Here is an 18,069-nt window from a genome sequence, read left to right on the forward strand (position 1 = left end):
CACGAAGCATTAGGAGGCGAAGTGTCAGCGACGCTACGTTTTGACAATATCGGCAAGGTCTTTCCAGGCGTGCGCGCGCTCGACGGTGTGTCCTTCGACGTCAACGTCGGCCAGGTGCACGGCCTGATGGGCGAAAACGGCGCAGGGAAATCGACCCTGCTGAAAATTCTCGGCGGTGAATATCAGCCCGACTCGGGCCGCGTGATGATCGACGGCAACGAGGTGCGCTTCTCGAGCGCGGCGTCGTCGATCGCGGCAGGGATCGCGGTGATTCACCAGGAACTGCAATACGTGCCCGATCTGACGGTCGCGGAAAACCTGCTGCTCGGGCAACTGCCGAACTCGCTCGGCTGGGTCAACAAGCGCGAAGCCAAACGCTTCGTGCGCGAACGCCTCGAAGCGATGGGCGTGGCGCTCGATCCGAACGCGAAGCTGCGCAAGCTCTCGATCGCGCAACGCCAGATGGTGGAAATCTGCAAGGCGCTGCTGCGCAACGCGCGCGTGATCGCCTTGGACGAGCCGACCAGCTCGCTGTCGCATCGCGAGACCGAGGTGCTGTTCAAGCTCGTGCGCGACCTGCGCGCCGACAATCGCGCGATGATCTACATCTCGCACCGAATGGACGAGATCTACGAGCTATGCGACGCCTGCACGATCTTCCGCGACGGCCGCAAGATCGCGTCGCACCCGACGCTCGAAGGCGTGTCGCGCGACACCATCGTCAGCGAGATGGTGGGGCGGGAAATTTCGGACATCTATAACTATTCGGCGCGGCCGCTCGGCGAAGTGCGCTTCGCGGCGAAAGCAATCGAAGGCCACGCGCTTGCGCAACCGGCCAGCTTCGAAGTGCGGCGCGGCGAGATCGTCGGCTTTTTCGGTCTGGTGGGCGCGGGCCGCAGCGAACTGATGCATCTGGTGTACGGCGCAGATCACAAGAAGGGCGGCGAGCTGGTGCTCGACGGCAAGCCGATCAAGGTGCGCAGCGCGGGCGAAGCGATCCGGCACGGCATCGTGCTGTGTCCGGAAGACCGCAAGGAAGAGGGCATCGTCGCGATGGCGACCGTGTCGGAGAACATCAACATCAGTTGCCGCCGTCACTATCTGCGCGCGGGGATATTCCTCGATCGCAAGAAGGAAGCGGAAACCGCGGACCGTTTCATCAAGCTCCTGAAGATCAAGACGCCGAGCCGCCGCCAGAAGATTCGTTTCCTCTCGGGCGGTAATCAACAGAAGGCGATTCTGTCGCGCTGGTTGGCCGAGCCGGATCTGAAAGTGGTGATTCTCGACGAGCCGACGCGCGGTATCGACGTCGGCGCGAAGCACGAAATTTACAACGTGATCTATCAGCTTGCCGAACGCGGCTGCGCGATCGTGATGATTTCGTCGGAGTTGCCGGAAGTGCTCGGCGTGTCCGACCGGATCGTCGTGATGCGCCAGGGCCGGATTTCCGGCGAACTGGCGCGCAAGGATGCAACGGAACAATCGGTGTTGAGCCTCGCGCTGCCGCAAAGCTCGACCGCGCTGCCCGAAACCGCTGCCCAACAGGCGGCCTGAACATCATTCGGACGAAAGTCCGGCAACCCGTGGGGAACGGGAGGAGTCTTCAACATGCAAGCCAGAGAAAACCTCGCGCAACAGGCCGCCAAGAGCGCCGCTGATGCGCTGATTCCGCAGTCCAACGACAAGGCGAAATGGTGGCAGCAGATCACCGAGTACAGCCTGATCGTGATCTTCGTCGTGATGTTCGTCACGATGTCGCTGACCGTCGATCACTTCTTCTCGATCGAGAACATGCTCGGCCTCGCGCTGTCGATTTCGCAGATCGGCATGGTCGCGTGCACGATGATGTTCTGTCTGGCCTCGCGCGACTTCGACCTCTCGGTCGGTTCGACGGTCGCGTTCGCCGGCGTGCTGTGCGCGATGGTGCTCAACGCCACCGGCAACACCTTCATTGCGATCATCGCCGCGGTGGCGGCGGGCGCCGTGATCGGCTTCGTCAACGGCGCGGTGATCGCGTATCTGCGCATCAACGCGCTGATCACCACGCTCGCCACGATGGAAATCGTCCGCGGTCTCGGCTTTATCGTCTCGCACGGTCAGGCGGTCGGCGTGTCGTCGGACACGTTCATCGCGCTGGGCGGCTTGAGCTTCTTTGGCGTGTCGCTGCCGATCTGGGTCACGCTGCTGTGCTTCATCGTGTTCGGCGTGATGCTCAACCAGACCGTGTACGGCCGCAATACGCTCGCCATCGGCGGCAATCCGGAAGCGTCGCGTCTGGCCGGTATCAACGTGGAACGCACGCGCGTCTACATCTTCCTGATTCAGGGCGCGGTGACCGCGCTGGCCGGTGTGATTCTGGCCTCGCGTATCACGTCGGGTCAGCCGAATGCCGCGGAAGGTTTCGAGCTGAACGTGATCTCGGCGTGCGTCTTGGGCGGCGTCTCGCTGCTCGGCGGCCGCGCGACGATTTCCGGCGTCGTGATCGGCGTGCTGATCATGGGTACGGTCGAGAACGTGATGAACCTGATGAACATCGACGCGTTCTATCAGTACCTCGTGCGCGGCGCGATCCTGCTCGCCGCCGTGCTGCTCGACCAGTTGAAGAACCGCGGCTCGCGGGATTAAACGCGCGACCCACTCACTTGCTCTAAAAGGAATCGAACGATGTCGTCTCCGGCCAATGCAAACGCCCGTCTCGCGGACAGCACCTTCGCACGCTATCCGAGTCTTGTGGATCGCACGGTATTGATCACGGGCGGCGCGACCGGCATCGGCGCATCGTTCGTCGAGCATTTTGCGGCGCAAGGCGCACGCGTCGCGTTCTTCGATATCGATGCGAGCGCCGGTGAAGCGCTCGCCGACGAACTCGGCGATTCGAAGCACAAGCCGCTGTTTTTGCCGTGCGATCTCACCGATATCGACGCGCTGCAAAAAGCGATCGCCGACGTGAAGGCCACGCTTGGGCCCATTCAGGTGCTGGTGAACAACGCCGCGAATGACAAACGCCACACGATCGGCGAAGTCACGCGCGAGTCGTTCGACGCTGGCATTGCGGTGAATATCCGTCACCAGTTCTTCGCGGCGCAAGCGGTGATGGAAGACATGAAGGCGGCCAACGGCGGCTCGATCATCAACCTCGGTTCGATCAGCTGGATGTTGAAGAACGGCGGCTATCCGGTGTATGTCATGTCGAAGTCGGCGGTGCAGGGTTTGACGCGCGGTCTCGCGCGCGACCTCGGTCACTTCAATATCCGCGTCAATACGCTGGTGCCGGGCTGGGTGATGACCGAGAAGCAGAAGCGCCTGTGGCTCGACGACGCGGGCCGTCGCTCGATCAAGGAAGGGCAGTGTATCGACGCCGAGCTGGAACCGGCCGACCTCGCCCGCATGGCGCTCTTCCTCGCCGCCGACGACAGCAAGATGATCACCGCGCAGGACATCATCGTCGACGGAGGCTGGGCGTGAGTGCGAACGCTTCGTCAGGCGCGGCTGCACAGCGCGCGGCGCTGCTGCTCGACACGAAGTGCACGCTCGGCGAAGGCGCGACATGGTGCGCGCAAACCGGCCGCTTCTACTGGACGGATATCGAAGGCGCGCGCCTGTGGCGCTATGACCCGAGCGACGGCCGCAGCACGTTCTGGCGCATGCCCGAGCGGCTTGCCACGTTTGCGCTGTGCGCCGATCCGCATCACCTGTTGCTTGGTCTCGCCACGCATCTCGCGTTCTTCGATCTCGCTACCGGCGAGACACGGCGCATCGTCGACGTCGAACCCGGTTTGAACACGCGCGTGAACGACGGCCGCTGCGACCGTCAGGGCCGCTTCGTCTTCGGGACCAAAGATGAGAGCGCGCCGGTGCAGCCCGTCGGCGGGTTCTACCGTCTCAATCACGATTTGTCGCTGGAGCGTTTGCCGCTGCCCGCGCCGGCGATCTCGAACAGCATCGCGTTCAGTCCCGACGGCGCGACGATGTACTACTGCGATTCGCCCACGCGCGAAATCCGCGTCTGCGACTATCGCGCGGATGGCAGCGTCGCCAACGATCGCCTCTTCACGCGCCTGACCGACGCCACCGGCGAACCCGACGGCTCGACTGTCGATCGCGACGGCGGGCTGTGGAACGCGCAGTGGGGCGGCCGGCGGGTGGTGCGTTATGGCCCGGACGGCGTGGAAACGGAGCGCGTCGACGTGCCGACCGCGCAGCCCAGTTGCGTCGCGCTGGGCGGGGCGCAACTCGGCACGCTGTACATTACGAGCGCGCGTTGCGACCTCGATGCGGCCGCGCTCGCCGACGATACGCGGGCGGGCGGCGTGTTCATCGCGACGCCCGGACGGCGTGGTTTGCCGGAACCGGTGTTCCAAGGCGCGCCTGCTTAGCGCAGAATGACGCTGCCTCGGTCTCGAGGCAGCAACGAAGCAACGCAGCAACGAAGCGCAATGAGGCATTGAATCTGAAAGTGTGTCGCAAGTTGATGTTGCAATACCAGTGGCAGCAAATCGGCAGCATGCAGTTCGGACCCAGAGGCGACCCGGTCAAGAAAATCGCCCTACAGCATCCGTCAGCAATGACGGCAACGTCCCAAGCCTCTCGATGGAGCCAGATATGACTGTTGCGAATCTCGTTTCCTCCTCCCCACAGACCTCTCAGAGCCGACGCTCGCGACTCGCCGCGGCGGCCAATCCGGTGCTTCCGGGTCCCAGCACGTCGGCGGTGGCCGTCGGCGAAACCAGCGGCGGCGATGTCGCGTGCATTACGCTCGCCAATGCGCATTTGCGTCTCGATGTCGCGCCGACGCTCGGTGGCGGCGTCACCCGTTTCGACTGGCGCAACGACGGCGCGCTCACGCCGATCTTCCGGCGCTGCCGCCATGTCGGGGTCGATACGCAACCGAACGAACTCGCCTGCTATCCGCTGCTGCCGTATTCGAACCGGATCGGCGGCGGGCATTTCAACGTGGCGGGCCGTCGCGTCGAGGTGCCGCGCAATCGCGCCGACGAACCCCTGCCGATTCACGGCGACGGTTGGCAATCGGCCTGGCAGGTCGCCGAGTCGGACCGTGAAAACGTGCGGCTCACGCTCGATCGCCGCGATGGCAAGCCCTACGCATACAGTGCGACGCAAACCTATACGCTGGACGGCCCGACGCTCGTCGTGACGCTCGAAATCGAAAACGCCGGGCGTGAAGCGCTGCCTTTTGGGCTGGGCGTACATCCCTTCTTCGTGCGTGACGCGGACACCGAGTTGTCGGCGGCGGCCGGCGGCCTGTGGCTCTCCGGCGACGACTGGCTGCCCGTGCGGCACGTGCCGGCGCCGCCCGCCTGGCAATTCGGCGTGGCGTATCCGCTGCCGGAAACCATCGTCAATCACGCTTTCACCGGCTGGAGCGGCCAGGCGGCGGTGGTGTGGCCCAAGCGCCGCCTGTCGCTGAACATTGCCGCCGATACCGACTACTACGTGCTGTACACGCCGCCGGGCGAAGACTTCTTCTGCTTCGAACCCGTCGATCATCCGATCAACGCGATGAATCTGGCCGGCGGCGCGAGTGAAAACGGCATGACCTTGCTGGGACGCGGCGAGCGTCTCACGCGCACGTTCCGCTTCACCGTCGAGCGCACCGGTTTGCGCTCGATGCCGGGAGCGCGCGGCTCGAAGCGCAAGCAGTAGCGGGCGAGGGTGGCGCGACAGGGCGGACGTGTGCATGCCCTGATGCGCTGCGGGCAATCGGCTCGCACGCTTCGCGAGCGCCGGGCCGATGCCGTGCGCACCTAGGGCGCGTTGCGGACGCTAGCCTCGCCTGTCCGCATCTCGCTCCGGACCAACGCTGCGCACGCTCGCAGCGCGGACCGCCCCGCAGGACGGGTAAAATACGCGCCTCTTCCGTTTTCCTGCTCGCCGCGAGACCCACCATGTCCAATTTCATCCAGACACTCAACGACGCCTGGCAGCGCACCAACTCGCTGCTGTGCGTCGGCCTCGATCCCGAGCCCACTAAATTCCCGGGCGCGCTCGCGGGCCGGCCCGAAGCGATTTTCGACTTCTGCCGCACGATCGTCGACGCAACGGCGCCGTATGCGTCGTCGTTCAAACCGCAGATTGCCTACTTCGCGGCACATCGCGCGGAAGACCAGCTCGAGCAGTTGATCGCCCACATTCACGCGAACCATCCGGGGCTGCCGGTGATTCTGGATGCGAAGCGCGGCGACATCGGCAGCACCGCCGAGCAATATGCGCGCGAGGCGTTCGAGCGCTATCAGGCCGACGCGGTCACGGTGAATCCGTACATGGGTTTCGATTCGATCCAGCCGTATCTGGAGCACGAAGGCAAAGGCGTCATCGTGCTGTGCCGCACGTCGAACGCGGGTGGCTCCGATCTGCAATTCCTGGAAACGGGCGGCCGTCCGCTGTATCAGGTCGTCGCGCAACTGGCGGCTGACAAATGGAATGCAAGCGGCCAACTGGGTCTGGTGGTCGGCGCGACGTTCCCGAAGGAAATCGAAGTGGTGCGGGGGATTGTCGGCGATATGCCGCTGCTGATTCCGGGCATCGGCGCGCAAGGCGGCGACGTGCAAGCCACGGTCAACGCCGGCCGTACCGCGAATGGCACGGGCATGCTGATCAACTCGTCGCGGGCGATTATCTACGCGGGCAAGGGTGACGATTTCGCCGAAGCCGCAGCGAAGGCCGCGATGGAAACGCGCGACCGGATCAACGCGTTCCGGTAATCGCAGGCTGTTTTTTCGAAGACAGCTTCATGAGCGGGTGGGGTTCAAATGGGCCCCAACCGCCCGATCAACGCCGCATGCTGCGGATGTCGCGCTTTCAGCGCATCGACATCCGCCAGCTCGAATTCGCTGAATTCAAAACCCGGCGCGACGGTGCAGCCCACCAGCGCGAAGGTCGCCGGATCCGCGCACTCCGCCGCGAACCACAAACCTGCGGGCACCACGGCCTGAAACACAGCGTCGGCATGCGTCAGCGCGTTGCCGAGTCTGTGCGTCACCAGCGCGCCGGTCTCGTCGAGCACGTGAACGTGCAACGGCTCGCCCGCATAGAAATGCCAGACCTCGTCGGATTTGATCCGATGCCACGCCGAATGCGCGCCGTCACTGAGCAGGTAGTAGATCGCTGTCGACGCCGAGCGGGTTTCCGCGGAACCGCCGCCGTCTTTGTCGCGCATCACGCGCTCCGCCGACCGATACGTTTCGCTAAAAAATCCGCCTTCGGGATGCGGCTTGAGATCGAGGCGGCGGACCAGTTCGTCTTTGACTGCGCGCGAATCAGGCATGGGCTTTCCGCGTTGAAGAAGGGTTAATGCTCGCGCTCGTCGAGCAAGGCGAGTACCCCGCGCAAGGCATGTGCGGCGGCCTGCACGCGAATCTTTTCGCGGTCGCCCTTGAAAATCTTCGTTTCCACCGACGTATGCAGCCGGTTGCTCCAGCCGAACGAGACCATGCCGACCGGCTTGGTCTCGGTGCCGCCACCCGGACCGGCGACGCCGGTAATCGACAGCGAAACCTGCGCGCGGCTATTGCGCAGCGCGCCTTCGGCCATGGCGCGCGCCACCTGCTCGCTGACCGCGCCGTGCTTCTCGATCAACTCGGCGGGCACGCCGATCATTTCGCTCTTCGCCTGATTCGAATACGTGACGAAGCCGCGCTCGAACCAGCCGCTGCTGCCGGAAATGTCGGTGATCGCGGTCGCCACCATGCCGCCCGTGCAGGACTCGGCGGTGACGAGCATCAGGCGCTCGTCGCGCAGACGGTTGCTCACGCGAATGGCGAGCTGATGAACGACGGAATCGGTAGGCATGGCGTCAATCCGGAGAGCAGGGACCGGCGGTGGCTGCCCGGCGGCGCGCGGGCCGCCGGGCAACGGTTATACGGACATGCGCCAGAGCGCAATCACGAGCAGCGTGAAAAACGCGGCGACCAGGTCATCGAACATGATGCCAAAGCCACCTTTCAGACGTCGATCGAAATAACCGATGGGCGGCGGTTTCACCATGTCGAAGAAGCGGAACACGATGAACGCCCACAGCTGGCCGGTCAGCGTGACCGGCGTGACCATCAGCAGCACCAGCCAGAAGGCGATGATTTCGTCCCACACCACGGGCGACGGATCGTCGATGCCGAGCTTCTTCGCGGTAAACCCGCAAATCGCAATCCCGCCGAAGAAGCCGGCCACGATCAGCGCGCCCCATTCGACCACCGTCAGGTAGCGGCTCAGGACGGCGAACGAGGCCCACGCGAAGAGCGTGCCGATCGTGCCCGGCGCGACTGGCGACAAGCCGCTGCCAAACCCCAGCGACAGGATGTGCAGCGGATGCGACAGCATGAAGCGCGCGGTGGCACGGCGCGGCTGACGGCCCGGCGGACGCGGATCGGGCGCGCGCGGCGCGCGGGGCGGTTCGCCGCCGATGAGTTTGTCGGCAGCGCCGAGCGGGGGATCAGTCTGCATGAAAGTGGTCGAAGCCTTGCAACGTCAGTGTGAGCGGCGCGCCAGCGGTGTCGTGCCAGCTGATCGCCGGGCGCTCGGTCGCCGCCTGGAGAGCGCTTATTGTACCGATGCGGGTGACCGGCACACCCACGTCGCGACCTGCCGCTTCGACCGAGGCGCGCGCCGAGGCCGGCGCGGTGAAACACAGCTCGTAGTCGTCGCCGCCGGCGAGCGTGCAGCGGCGCTGGATCTCGGGCGAGAGCCGGCGCAGCGCGTCCGAGCGCGGCACGGCGTCGACGTCGACGGCGGCTCGAAGGTTCGATCGTTCGAGGATGTGCAGCAGGTCGCCGGCGAGGCCGTCCGAGAGGTCGAGCGCCGCGTGGGCGATGCCTCGCAGTGCCAGCCCGAGGGCGACACGTGGCTCCGGGCGTTCGAGGGCGCGACGAAACGTCGCAGCGTCGCTGGCATCCGCGGACCACTCACCGCGTTGCACGCCGAGGCCGGCGCGCGCGTCGCCGAGCGTGCCGGAAATCCAGATATCGTCACCCGGCTGCGCGGCGTCGCGGCGCAGCGCCGCGCGCGGCGGCACGCTGCCGAACACGGTAATGCACAGATTCAGCGGGCCCCCCGTCGTATCGCCGCCGACCAATTCGCAGCCGTAGCGTTCGGCCAGCGCGAACAGCCCTTCGCTGAACGCGGCGAGCCACGCTTCATCCGCTTTCGGCAGGGCGAACGCCAGCGTGAACGCCAGCGGTTTGGCGCCCATGGCGGCGAGGTCCGACAGATTGACCGCCAGCGCTTTGTGACCCAGCGCCTCGGGATCGACGTCAGGAAAGAAGTGGCGGCCTTCGACCAGCATGTCCGTCGAAATCGCCAGCATTTCGCCTGCGGGCGGCGCGAGCAGCGCACAGTCGTCACCGATGCCGAGCGTGCCGCCCGCGGCGTCGGAGGGCCGCGCCGCAGCGCGGCGGGCGAAGAAGCGATCGATCAGCGAAAACTCGGAGAGCATGGTGGCGATGGATGAACGGATAAATGCCGCGAAGTTCGGCTAACGGCGCGCATTGTACGAAGTGGGCAAGGGATCGAGACGCGATCCGCTGCCAACTCCGAGACGGGCGACGTTTGGGCGCAAGCAGGTTACGCCAGCCTTTCGCTCTGTTTAAGTCGCGGCAGTTGTACCCGTATTGAAGGAATTGGGGTGGCAATTGGGGCTACAATGCCGTCGAACGTCTATTCTAATCTGCCCTTCGAAGCCCGCCTTATGTCGACTCCCGTCAATAGCAAACTCCGCGAAGCCGCCCTCGATTACCACGAGTTCCCCACCCCCGGGAAGATCGCGATCGCCCCGACCAAGCAGATGATCAACCAACGCGACCTTGCGCTGGCGTACTCGCCGGGCGTGGCATTCGCGTGTGAGGAAATCGTCGAGAACCCGCTGAACGCCGCGCGCTTCACCGCGCGCAGCAACCTGGTCGGCGTGGTCACGAACGGCACCGCGGTGCTCGGTCTGGGCAACATCGGGCCGCTCGCCTCGAAGCCGGTCATGGAAGGCAAGGCCGTCCTGTTCAAGAAATTCGCCGGCATCGACGTGTTCGATATCGAGCTGAACGAGTCCGACCCGCACAAGCTGGTCGACGTGATCGCGGCGCTGGAGCCGACCTTCGGCGGCATCAACCTCGAAGACATCAAGGCGCCGGACTGCTTCATCGTCGAACGCGAATGCCGCAAGCGCATGAAGATTCCGGTTTTCCACGACGACCAGCACGGCACGGCGATCGTCGTCGCGGCGGCCATCACCAACGGTCTGAAGGTGGTCGGCAAGGACATCAAGGAAGTCAAGCTGGTGTCCTCGGGCGCGGGCGCGGCGGCGCTGGCCTGTCTGGACCTGCTGGTCGATATCGGCCTGCCGCTCGAAAACATCACCGTGACCGATTTGGCCGGCGTGGTCTACAAGGGCCGCGTCGAGCTGATGGACCCGGACAAGGAGCGCTTCGCGCGTGAAACCGACGCCCGCACGCTTGCCGAAGCGATCGGCGGCGCGGACGTTTTCCTCGGCCTCTCGGCCGGCGGCGTGCTCAAGCAGGACATGGTCAAGCAGATGGCGGACAAGCCGCTGATTCTGGCGCTGGCCAACCCCACGCCGGAAATCCTGCCGGAACTCGCACTGGAAGTGCGTCCGGACGCCGTGCTGTGCACGGGCCGCACGGACTACCCGAACCAGGTGAACAACGTGCTGGTGTTCCCGTTCCTGTTCCGCGGCGCGCTGGATGCGGGCGCGACTACGGTGACGCGGGAAATGGAAATCGCGGCGGTCAATGCGATCGCCGAACTGGCGCGCCAGGAGCAGAGCGATATCGTCGCGACGGCGTATGGCATTCAGGACCTGTCGTTCGGCCCTGAGTATCTGATTCCGAAGCCGTTCGATCCGCGTCTGATCGTCAAGGTCGCGCCGGCCGTGGCGAAGGCCGCGATGGATTCGGGTGTCGCCGAGCGTCCGATCGAGGACATGGACGCTTACGAACAGCATCTGCAGCAGTTCGTGTATCACAGCGGCACGACCATGAAGCCGATTTTCCAGCTGGCGCGCGGCGTCGAGCCGGAGAAGAAGCGCATTGTGTTCGCGGAAGGCGAAGAAGAGCGCGTGCTGCGCGCCATGCAGATAATCGTCGACGAAAAGCTGGCCAAGCCGATTCTGATCGGCCGCCCGGCTGTGATCGAGCAGCGTATTGCGCGCTACGGTCTGCGTCTGGTCGCGGGTCAGGACTACACGGTCGTGAACACCGACCACGACGAGCGTTACCGCGACTTCTGGCAGGAATATCACAAGATGATGTCGCGCAAGGGCATCAGCGCGCAGATGGCCAAGCTCGAAATGCGCCGCCGCACCACACTGATCGGCGCGATGCTGGTGGAAAAGGGCGAAGCCGACGGCATGATCTGCGGCACGGTGTCGACCACGCACCGGCACCTGCACTTCATCGATCAGGTGATCGGCAAGAAGGAAGGCGCGAAGGTCTACGCGGCGATGAACGCGCTGGTCCTGCCGAATCGTCAGATCTTCCTCGTGGATACGCACGTGAACGTCGATCCGACGCCGGAGCAACTCGCCGAAATCACGATCATGGCGGCGGAAGAAGTGCGCCGTTTCGGTATCGAGCCGAAGATCGCGCTGCTGTCGCATTCGAACTTCGGCACCAGCAACGCGCCGACCGCGCAGAAGATGCGCGACACGCTGGCCATCCTGCGCGAACGCGCGCCGGACCTGCAGGTGGACGGCGAAATGCACGGCGACATCGCACTCGACGCAAATCTGCGCCGCGAAGTGATGCCCGACTCAACGCTCGAAGGCGACGCGAACCTGCTGGTGCTGCCGAACATCGACGCGGCCAACATCTCGTACAACCTGCTGAAGACCGCCGCGGGCAACAACATCGCGATTGGTCCGATGCTGCTGGGCGCGGCCAAGCCGGTGCACGTGCTGACGGCTTCGGCGACGGTGCGCCGGATCGTCAACATGACGGCGCTGCTGGTGGCGGATGTGATCGCGGCGCGTTAATTCGCGATCCAGACAAAGCATGGCGCGGGAACGTCCGCGCTGTGAAAAAAAAAGGCGTGCCCGCAACGGGCACGCCTCAGGGTGAACAGGGGATACCTCACCCTAAAAACGGCAAGTCAGACAAAATTCCGCCTTCAAAGAGCGCTCAACGGCTATAAGCCATTGCAACGGCGCATTCAGATGCTTGCAGACGCAGACGCAGCGGCCTGCCGACCACCCCCTCACACGCCCGCCTTCACTCCATTTGCACCGTTAGAATAAATTTTAGCTTGACTAAGCTATTTATTCTGTCAAAAGTCGTCAAAGTCCCTCCGGTGGGCCATTCCCGCCTGATTGCAAGTTTGGGGTCGGCTGGCGAGCGTTGATTCCGGGGGCCATTAGCGATACCCTTACGTCTTTCATGGTCGTCAAACTCGTGATCTAACAGCGGGGAACCTTGATACATGGCACGCAAGTGGCAACGCATGAAAGGCGTGCTGATCGGTGCTGTTACGCTGTGCGCTCTATCTGGCCCCGTGCCTGGCGCGTATGCACGCGACTCCACGGCGCCCGCCGACTCGAACGCGCAGTTTCAGGGCACGATCGCGCTGGCGCAGTTGCCACGCGAAGCGGTCAATACATTGAACTTGATTGCCGCAGGCGGGCCTTACCCGTATGAGAAGGACGGCATCGTATTCGGCAATCGCGAACGGTTGCTGCCGGCCCATCGGCGCGGCTATTACCACGAATACACCGTTTCCACGCCTCGCTCACGTAATCGCGGGGCGCGTCGCATCGTCTGCGGAGGTCCGCTGAAGCGAACCGACAATTGTTACTACTCGGACGACCACTACACCAGTTTTAATCGTATTGTTGAATGACATCGGGATGAACGGCATGAGCGACAACGTCTACGCGCACGACTCCGGAGTCGCGACGGATCTTTTCGCGGCCGGCGACGGCAATCTGTTCCAGCGCGTCATGCAGATGCGAGCCGCCGATCAGGGCCGCGAGAACCAGAGCGAAGCAGGCACTGTGGTTTCATCGAACGAGGAGCCCATGAGTCTTTTCAAGACCGTACGACCGAACATCGTACAGTCGATCCGCGCGTTCCGCGTGCAGGATCTGGCCGACGAGGCCAACCAGCTCGGCCAGCATTTTCTGTATGCGTATTGCGCCAATGCGCAGTCCAAACAGGAAGTGCTGGAGACTATCGCGACGTCGTTCCTGTTTCCGAAACACTTCGGCAAGAATTACGACGCGCTTTACGACTGTTTGACCGATCTGGTTCATAAGGCGGGTGCGCAACCTGGCTTCGTGATCGTGCTCGAGCAGTTGCCGGTGGCGCAGAAGTTCGACAAGGAAGGGCGCGAAACGCTGCTGGACGTGTTCCGCGAAGCCTCCGAATTCTGGGCCGAGCGCAAGGTGGCATTCCGCGTGTTTTACTCGTTCGCCTGAGATTTTCGTTTGTATTTTTGCCCGAGCGTTGCCCGCTTGGGCTAAGTAGAGAGGCCCGCCAATGGCGGGCCTTTGTTTTTGCTGCGGTAGATGTCGACGTACCCTGCGCCGCCGCCGGTCCAGGCGGCAAACCCGGCACGCAGGCGGCTTACCAGCCGCCCCAGCCGGCCGCCAACGCCGAGAGCACTGCGATGCCGGCAGTTTCGGTGCGCATCACGCGCGGGCCGAGGCCGACGGCGGTGAAACCGTGATCGGTCGCGGCCGCTTCCTCTGCGGCGGAAAAGCCGCCTTCCGGGCCGACCAGCACCGTCACGCGTCCTTTCGGCGGCTCGGCGGGCAACGCGGAAAAGCTGATGCTGGCGCGCGGCGACAACAGAATGCGCAAGTCGCCTTCTTCAGGCGTGCGCGGCATGGCGCCCAGCCAGGTGGCGATCTCGCGCACCGGCATGACTTCCGGCAGGCGATTGCGCCCGCACTGCTCGCACGACGCCCGCACGATCCCTTGCCAATGCGCATGGCGCCGCTGCGCGCGCTCGCCCGACAGACGCACGACGCTGCGGGTGGTGGTCAGCGGCACGAAGGCTGCCGCGCCGAGTTCGACGGCCTTTTCGATCAGCCAGTCCATCTTGTCGCCGCCGGCGATGCCCTGCGCGAGCGTGAGGCGATACGGCGCCTCGACTTCGATATTGCGGAATTCGCGGATTCTTACCTTGGCCGAGCGGCGCTCGACCTCGACGAGTTCGGCGCTATATTCGCCGCCTTCGCCATTGAACAGCACGATCGAATCGCCGGGCTGCAAACGCAGCACGAGCACATGCCGAACGACGTCATCGGGAAGCTGCATGATGTCGTCGGGTTGAAGGGGCGTTCCGACGAAGAAGCGTGGCATCAGAAAAATACTCATTGGTTCACGAAAGGTGGCGAGCGAGCGCCCAGCGGTAGCCGTCCAGATCTTCGACCTGGGCGAAGCGGTCGCCCCAGAACTGATCCTGTGGCTCGCTCAGCGATTTTGCGCCGGCGGCCAGCGCCCGCGCGTAAATCGCGTCGACATCGTCGACATAGACATAGAACGATTGCGGTGCGATCGCGCCCGCGCTTTTCGGTGTTTTCGCAGCCGAGCCGAACGCGCCTTCCGGTGCGAACATCACGATCAACTGGCCCTGGTAGGTCATCTCGACATGCATGACGACACCGTCGTCCTGGACACTGTCGCGCACTTCGAAGCCGAACGCCGCCGTGAAGAACGCGGACGCGGCACGTGCATCGCGCACCGTCAGATAGGGGGTCAACCAGGGCACACCGGCGGGGCGGGAGGCGGTCATGGAGTTCTCCGGATCCAAAGGGTTGGCGGGGCATAGGCAGCAAGTCCAGGCGGATGGTCGCGCATCGAGATGCCGATAGCGCAGTCCGACGGAACCGAGCATTTTGCCCACGCGTTAGCTTGCTGGCTTTAAGAATTGACTTAGTTTATCGCGCACTGAGCGGGATGCCGAGAACAGTCCGGCGTGCGTGGCCGTGTCGTAGTGCATCAGGTCGTCGATCTGGCGCGCGGCGAGGCGGGCCGCGAGCGTATCGGCGGTGAGGGCGGCCGGGTCGAGCGTGTCGCTGGCGGTGGCCATCATCCAGAGCGAGCCGTACAGAGGGATGAACGTGCTCATGGTGCGGACAATGGCGAACGCCGCGCGCAGGTCGCCGAGCAGTCGCGCAATGCGCTCACCGTGAAAATACGGCGAGCCGAGGTGTACGGAGACGGCGGCCGTCGGGCTCATGCTCCGCTTGAGCTGCTGATAGAAGGCTTGCGTGTAGAGGCCGGCGGCGGGTGAGTCGGGCGGCGTCAGGTCGAACACGACCAGATCGAATTGCGCCGGCGCCGCGGCTTCGACGTAATGCGCGGCGTCGCCGATCACCAGTTGGACGCGAGGGTTGTCGAAGGCGCCACCGTGCACTTCCGGCAGATGCTCGCGCGTCAGGCGGACCACTTCGGCGTCCAACTCCGCCACCACGATCCGTTCGATACCCGCATGCCTCAGCAATTGCCGCGCGGCGCCGCCGTCGCCGCCGCCCAGCACGAGCGCCGCTTGCGGCGATGGATGCGCCAGCGCGGCCGGGTGCACCATGCATTCGTGATAGATGAACTCGTCGCCGGCGGACGCCATCGGACGGCCGTCGAGCGTGAAGAGCCGGCCAAGTTGCGGCGTGTCCCAGACTTCGATCCGCTGGAAAGGTGAATCGGCGTGCGCCACCCGCTTCGCATGCGGAAATCCGTAGACGGCGTCGGGACTCGGTCGGAACAGCAGCGGAGCGCTCACGGCTGGCGGGCTCCGTGCGGAGCGCGGTGGGTTGAGGTTGTGCAATTGTAAAGGGCGAAGCACGGCGCGGCCTCGGCGCGCGCACCGAGCCGCACGACCCGTCGGCTTTCGGGGCGGGGGGCGGGCAACGTTCTGTTAGAATGTCACGCTTTCAGCCTTGTCCGTTTGCTCTGCCCGTTTCGCGTCTCCTGGCGCCGCACCGTGCGCCCGAGTGAGCTGGCATTCGAGCATCCGGGCCTCAAGCGCATACCGCTTTCTGACTCTGTCTCCGGACTCGACATGACGACCCCGTCTCCCGCACCCACTTCCTTGATGGCCAACGCAATCCGCGCGTTGTCCATGGACGCCGTTCAAAAAGCGAACTCCGGCCACCCCGGCATGCCGATGGGCATGGCCGAAATCGGCGTGGCTTTGTGGTCGCGCCATCTGCGCCACAACCCGAAGAACCCGCAATGGGCCGATCGCGACCGTTTCGTGCTGTCCAACGGCCACGGCTCGATGCTGCTGTATTCGCTGCTGCACCTCACCGGCTACGATCTGCCGATCGAAGAGCTGAAGAACTTCCGCCAGATGCATTCGAAGACGCCGGGCCACCCGGAATACGGCATCACGCCGGGCGTCGAAACGACCACGGGCCCGCTCGGCCAGGGGCTGGCGAATGCGGTCGGCATGGCGCTTGCCGAGTCGCTGCTCGCGACCGAGTTCAACAAGCCTGACGCAACCATCGTCGACCACCACACGTACGTGTTCGTCGGCGACGGCTGCCTGATGGAAGGCATCTCGCACGAAGCGTGCTCGCTGGCGGGCGTGCTGAAGCTGAACAAGCTGATCGCGTTCTACGACGACAACGGCATCTCGATCGACGGCGAAGTGGTGCACTGGTTCCACGACGACACGCCGAAGCGCTTCGAGGCGTATGGCTGGAACGTGATCCCGAACGTGGTCGGCCACGACGTCGAGGCAGTCGACGCAGCCATCAAGCAGGCCAAGCAATCCGACAAGCCCACGCTGATCTGCTGCAAGACGGTGATCGGCGAAGGCTCGCCGAACAAGGCGGGCAGCCACGATTCGCACGGCTCGGCGCTCGGCGACAAGGAAGTCGCGGCCACGCGCGAGAAGATCGGCTGGAAGTGGGAACCGTTCGTGATCCCGCAAGAGGTCTACTCCGCATGGGACGCAAAGGAAGCCGGCGCACGCAACGAAGCCGAGTGGGACAAGGCGTTCGCCGCGTACGCAGCCAAATATCCGCAGGAAGCCGCTGAATTCAAGCGCCGCGATGCGAAGCAGTTGCCGGCCGACTGGAAGGAAAAGGCCAAGGCGATCATTGCCGGCGCGAACGAGCGCGCGGAAACCGTCGCGACGCGCAAGGCATCGCAACAGGCTATCGAAGCGTTGTCGGCCGTGCTGCCGGAACTGCTCGGCGGCTCCGCCGACCTGACCGGTTCGAACCTGACCAACTGGAAGGCCGCCAAGCCGGTGCGCGTGAACGCCGAAGGCAAGGCTGCCGGCAACTACGTCAATTACGGCGTGCGCGAATTCGGCATGAGCGCCGCGATCAACGGCGTTGCGCTGCATGGCGGCTTCAAGGCCTTCGGCGGCACGTTCCTGACGTTCTCGGACTACAGCCGCAACGCGCTGCGCGTCGCCGCGCTGATGAAAGCGCCGTCGATCTTCGTGTTCACGCACGACTCGATCGGTCTGGGCGAAGACGGCCCGACCCACCAGTCGATCGAACATGTTGCGAGCCTGCGTCTGATTCCGCACCTGCAAGTGTGGCGTCCGGCTGATACCGTGGAGACGGCGGTGGCCTGGACCCACGCGGTCGAACATCACGGCCCGTCGGCCCTGATCTTCAGCCGTCAGAACCTGCCGTTCTCGGAACGCACGGACGCGCAGATCGCCAACATCGAGAAGGGCGGTTACGTGCTGCGCGACTGGAACGACGAAATCGTCGCGCGCAAGATCATCCTGATCGCCACCGGTTCGGAAGTCGAACTGGCGCTGAACGCGGTCGAGCCGCTGGCGCGCGAAGGCATCGCGGCGCGCGTCGTGTCCATGCCGTCGACCACTGTGTTCGACAAGCAGGACGCCGAATACCGCGAGCGCGTGCTGCCGCAAGGCGTGCGCCGCGTCGCGATCGAAGCGGGCGTTTCGGATTTCTGGCGCAAGTACGTGGGTCTGGAAGGCGGCGTGGTCGGTATCGACACGTTCGGCGAATCGGCCCCGGCTGGCGTGCTGTTCAAGCATTTCGGCTTCACCGTCGAACACGTGGTGGAGACGGCAAAAGCCGCACTCGGCTGATGCTGGACAAGCGTTGCCGTCGGCGTGCGA

General features: G+C 64.4%; 17 protein-coding genes. 10 read left to right on the forward strand and 7 right to left on the reverse strand.

The features are described 5' to 3' along the window. Positions 1 to 21 precede the first annotated feature (21 nt). From araG to pyrF, 6 genes are all read left to right on the forward strand, one after another. Entirely contained in the window at positions 22 to 1,554 is a 1,533-nt protein-coding gene (gene araG / locus BLW71_RS19095; RefSeq protein WP_091799058.1) for an L-arabinose ABC transporter ATP-binding protein AraG, read from the forward strand. Positions 1,555 to 1,608: 54 nt separating this feature from the next. Beyond that, positions 1,609 to 2,625, forward strand: coding sequence for an L-arabinose ABC transporter permease AraH (gene araH / locus BLW71_RS19100; protein WP_091799061.1), 1,017 nt, complete (start codon positions 1,609 to 1,611; stop codon positions 2,623 to 2,625). Positions 2,626 to 2,664: 39 nt separating this feature from the next. Continuing rightward, positions 2,665 to 3,465: an SDR family NAD(P)-dependent oxidoreductase gene (locus BLW71_RS19105; RefSeq protein WP_091799064.1), complete on the forward strand. Its 801-nt coding sequence runs from the start codon at positions 2,665 to 2,667 to the stop codon at positions 3,463 to 3,465. Next, positions 3,462 to 4,376 (forward strand): SMP-30/gluconolactonase/LRE family protein, encoded by a 915-nt coding sequence (locus BLW71_RS19110; protein ID WP_091799068.1) that lies wholly within the window; start codon positions 3,462 to 3,464, stop codon positions 4,374 to 4,376. Before BLW71_RS19105 ends, BLW71_RS19110 begins: the two co-directional genes overlap by 4 nt. Before the next feature lie 226 nt (positions 4,377 to 4,602). Further along, positions 4,603 to 5,664, forward strand: a complete 1,062-nt coding sequence (locus BLW71_RS19115) for an aldose 1-epimerase (protein ID WP_091799071.1) — start codon at positions 4,603 to 4,605, stop codon at positions 5,662 to 5,664. A 242-nt stretch (positions 5,665 to 5,906) separates the two neighbouring features. Next, entirely contained in the window at positions 5,907 to 6,722 is an 816-nt protein-coding gene (gene pyrF / locus BLW71_RS19120) for an orotidine-5'-phosphate decarboxylase (RefSeq protein WP_091799074.1), read from the forward strand. A gap of 44 nt (positions 6,723 to 6,766) precedes the next feature. Here pyrF and BLW71_RS19125 read toward each other — a convergent pair whose 3' ends face one another. The 4 genes from BLW71_RS19125 to thiL form a co-directional block, all read right to left on the reverse strand. Further along, the gene (locus BLW71_RS19125) at positions 6,767 to 7,285 is read right to left on the reverse strand and encodes a cupin domain-containing protein (protein WP_091799077.1); all 519 of its coding nucleotides are present in this window, start codon (positions 7,283 to 7,285) and stop codon (positions 6,767 to 6,769) included. Positions 7,286 to 7,308: 23 nt separating this feature from the next. Continuing rightward, the gene (locus BLW71_RS19130) at positions 7,309 to 7,809 is read right to left on the reverse strand and encodes a CinA family protein (protein WP_091799080.1); all 501 of its coding nucleotides are present in this window, start codon (positions 7,807 to 7,809) and stop codon (positions 7,309 to 7,311) included. A 66-nt stretch (positions 7,810 to 7,875) separates the two neighbouring features. Further along, the gene (locus BLW71_RS19135; RefSeq protein WP_177205066.1) at positions 7,876 to 8,457 is read right to left on the reverse strand and encodes a phosphatidylglycerophosphatase A family protein; all 582 of its coding nucleotides are present in this window, start codon (positions 8,455 to 8,457) and stop codon (positions 7,876 to 7,878) included. Next, positions 8,447 to 9,445 (reverse strand): thiamine-phosphate kinase, encoded by a 999-nt coding sequence (gene thiL, locus BLW71_RS19140; protein WP_091799084.1) that lies wholly within the window; start codon positions 9,443 to 9,445, stop codon positions 8,447 to 8,449. Before thiL ends, BLW71_RS19135 begins: the two co-directional genes overlap by 11 nt. A gap of 207 nt (positions 9,446 to 9,652) precedes the next feature. Between thiL and BLW71_RS19145 the strand changes: the two genes are divergently transcribed. The 3 genes from BLW71_RS19145 (at position 9,653) to BLW71_RS19155 (ending at position 13,429) form a co-directional block, all read left to right on the forward strand. Then, the gene (locus BLW71_RS19145) at positions 9,653 to 11,992 is read left to right on the forward strand and encodes an NADP-dependent malic enzyme (RefSeq protein ID WP_091799086.1); all 2,340 of its coding nucleotides are present in this window, start codon (positions 9,653 to 9,655) and stop codon (positions 11,990 to 11,992) included. Positions 11,993 to 12,435: 443 nt separating this feature from the next. Beyond that, positions 12,436 to 12,852, forward strand: coding sequence for a ribonuclease (locus BLW71_RS19150; protein ID WP_091799089.1), 417 nt, complete (start codon positions 12,436 to 12,438; stop codon positions 12,850 to 12,852). Between the two features lie 16 nt (positions 12,853 to 12,868). Next, a complete protein-coding gene (locus BLW71_RS19155; protein WP_091801013.1) occupies positions 12,869 to 13,429 on the forward strand; it encodes a barstar family protein in 561 nt (186 codons plus the stop codon). A 148-nt stretch (positions 13,430 to 13,577) separates the two neighbouring features. Here BLW71_RS19155 and BLW71_RS19160 read toward each other — a convergent pair whose 3' ends face one another. The 3 genes from BLW71_RS19160 to speE all read right to left on the reverse strand — a co-directional run bounded on the left by BLW71_RS19160 (position 13,578) and on the right by speE (position 15,738). After that, a complete protein-coding gene (locus BLW71_RS19160; RefSeq protein ID WP_091799093.1) occupies positions 13,578 to 14,318 on the reverse strand; it encodes a 16S rRNA (uracil(1498)-N(3))-methyltransferase in 741 nt (246 codons plus the stop codon). 19 nt (positions 14,319 to 14,337) lie between these two features. Next, positions 14,338 to 14,751 carry a VOC family protein gene (locus BLW71_RS19165; RefSeq protein WP_011489849.1) on the reverse strand — a complete coding sequence of 138 codons (414 nt, stop codon included), beginning with the start codon at positions 14,749 to 14,751 and terminating at the stop codon, positions 14,338 to 14,340. A gap of 114 nt (positions 14,752 to 14,865) precedes the next feature. After that, positions 14,866 to 15,738: a polyamine aminopropyltransferase gene (gene speE, locus BLW71_RS19170; protein ID WP_091799096.1), complete on the reverse strand. Its 873-nt coding sequence runs from the start codon at positions 15,736 to 15,738 to the stop codon at positions 14,866 to 14,868. A gap of 279 nt (positions 15,739 to 16,017) precedes the next feature. On the opposite strand from speE, the gene tkt reads away from it, so the two are divergent. Then, positions 16,018 to 18,039 (forward strand): transketolase, encoded by a 2,022-nt coding sequence (tkt, locus tag BLW71_RS19175; protein WP_091799099.1) that lies wholly within the window; start codon positions 16,018 to 16,020, stop codon positions 18,037 to 18,039. Positions 18,040 to 18,069 lie beyond the last annotated feature (30 nt).

It is taken from the genome of Burkholderia sp. WP9, from assembly GCF_900104795.1.
Classification (GTDB): domain Bacteria; phylum Pseudomonadota; class Gammaproteobacteria; order Burkholderiales; family Burkholderiaceae; genus Paraburkholderia.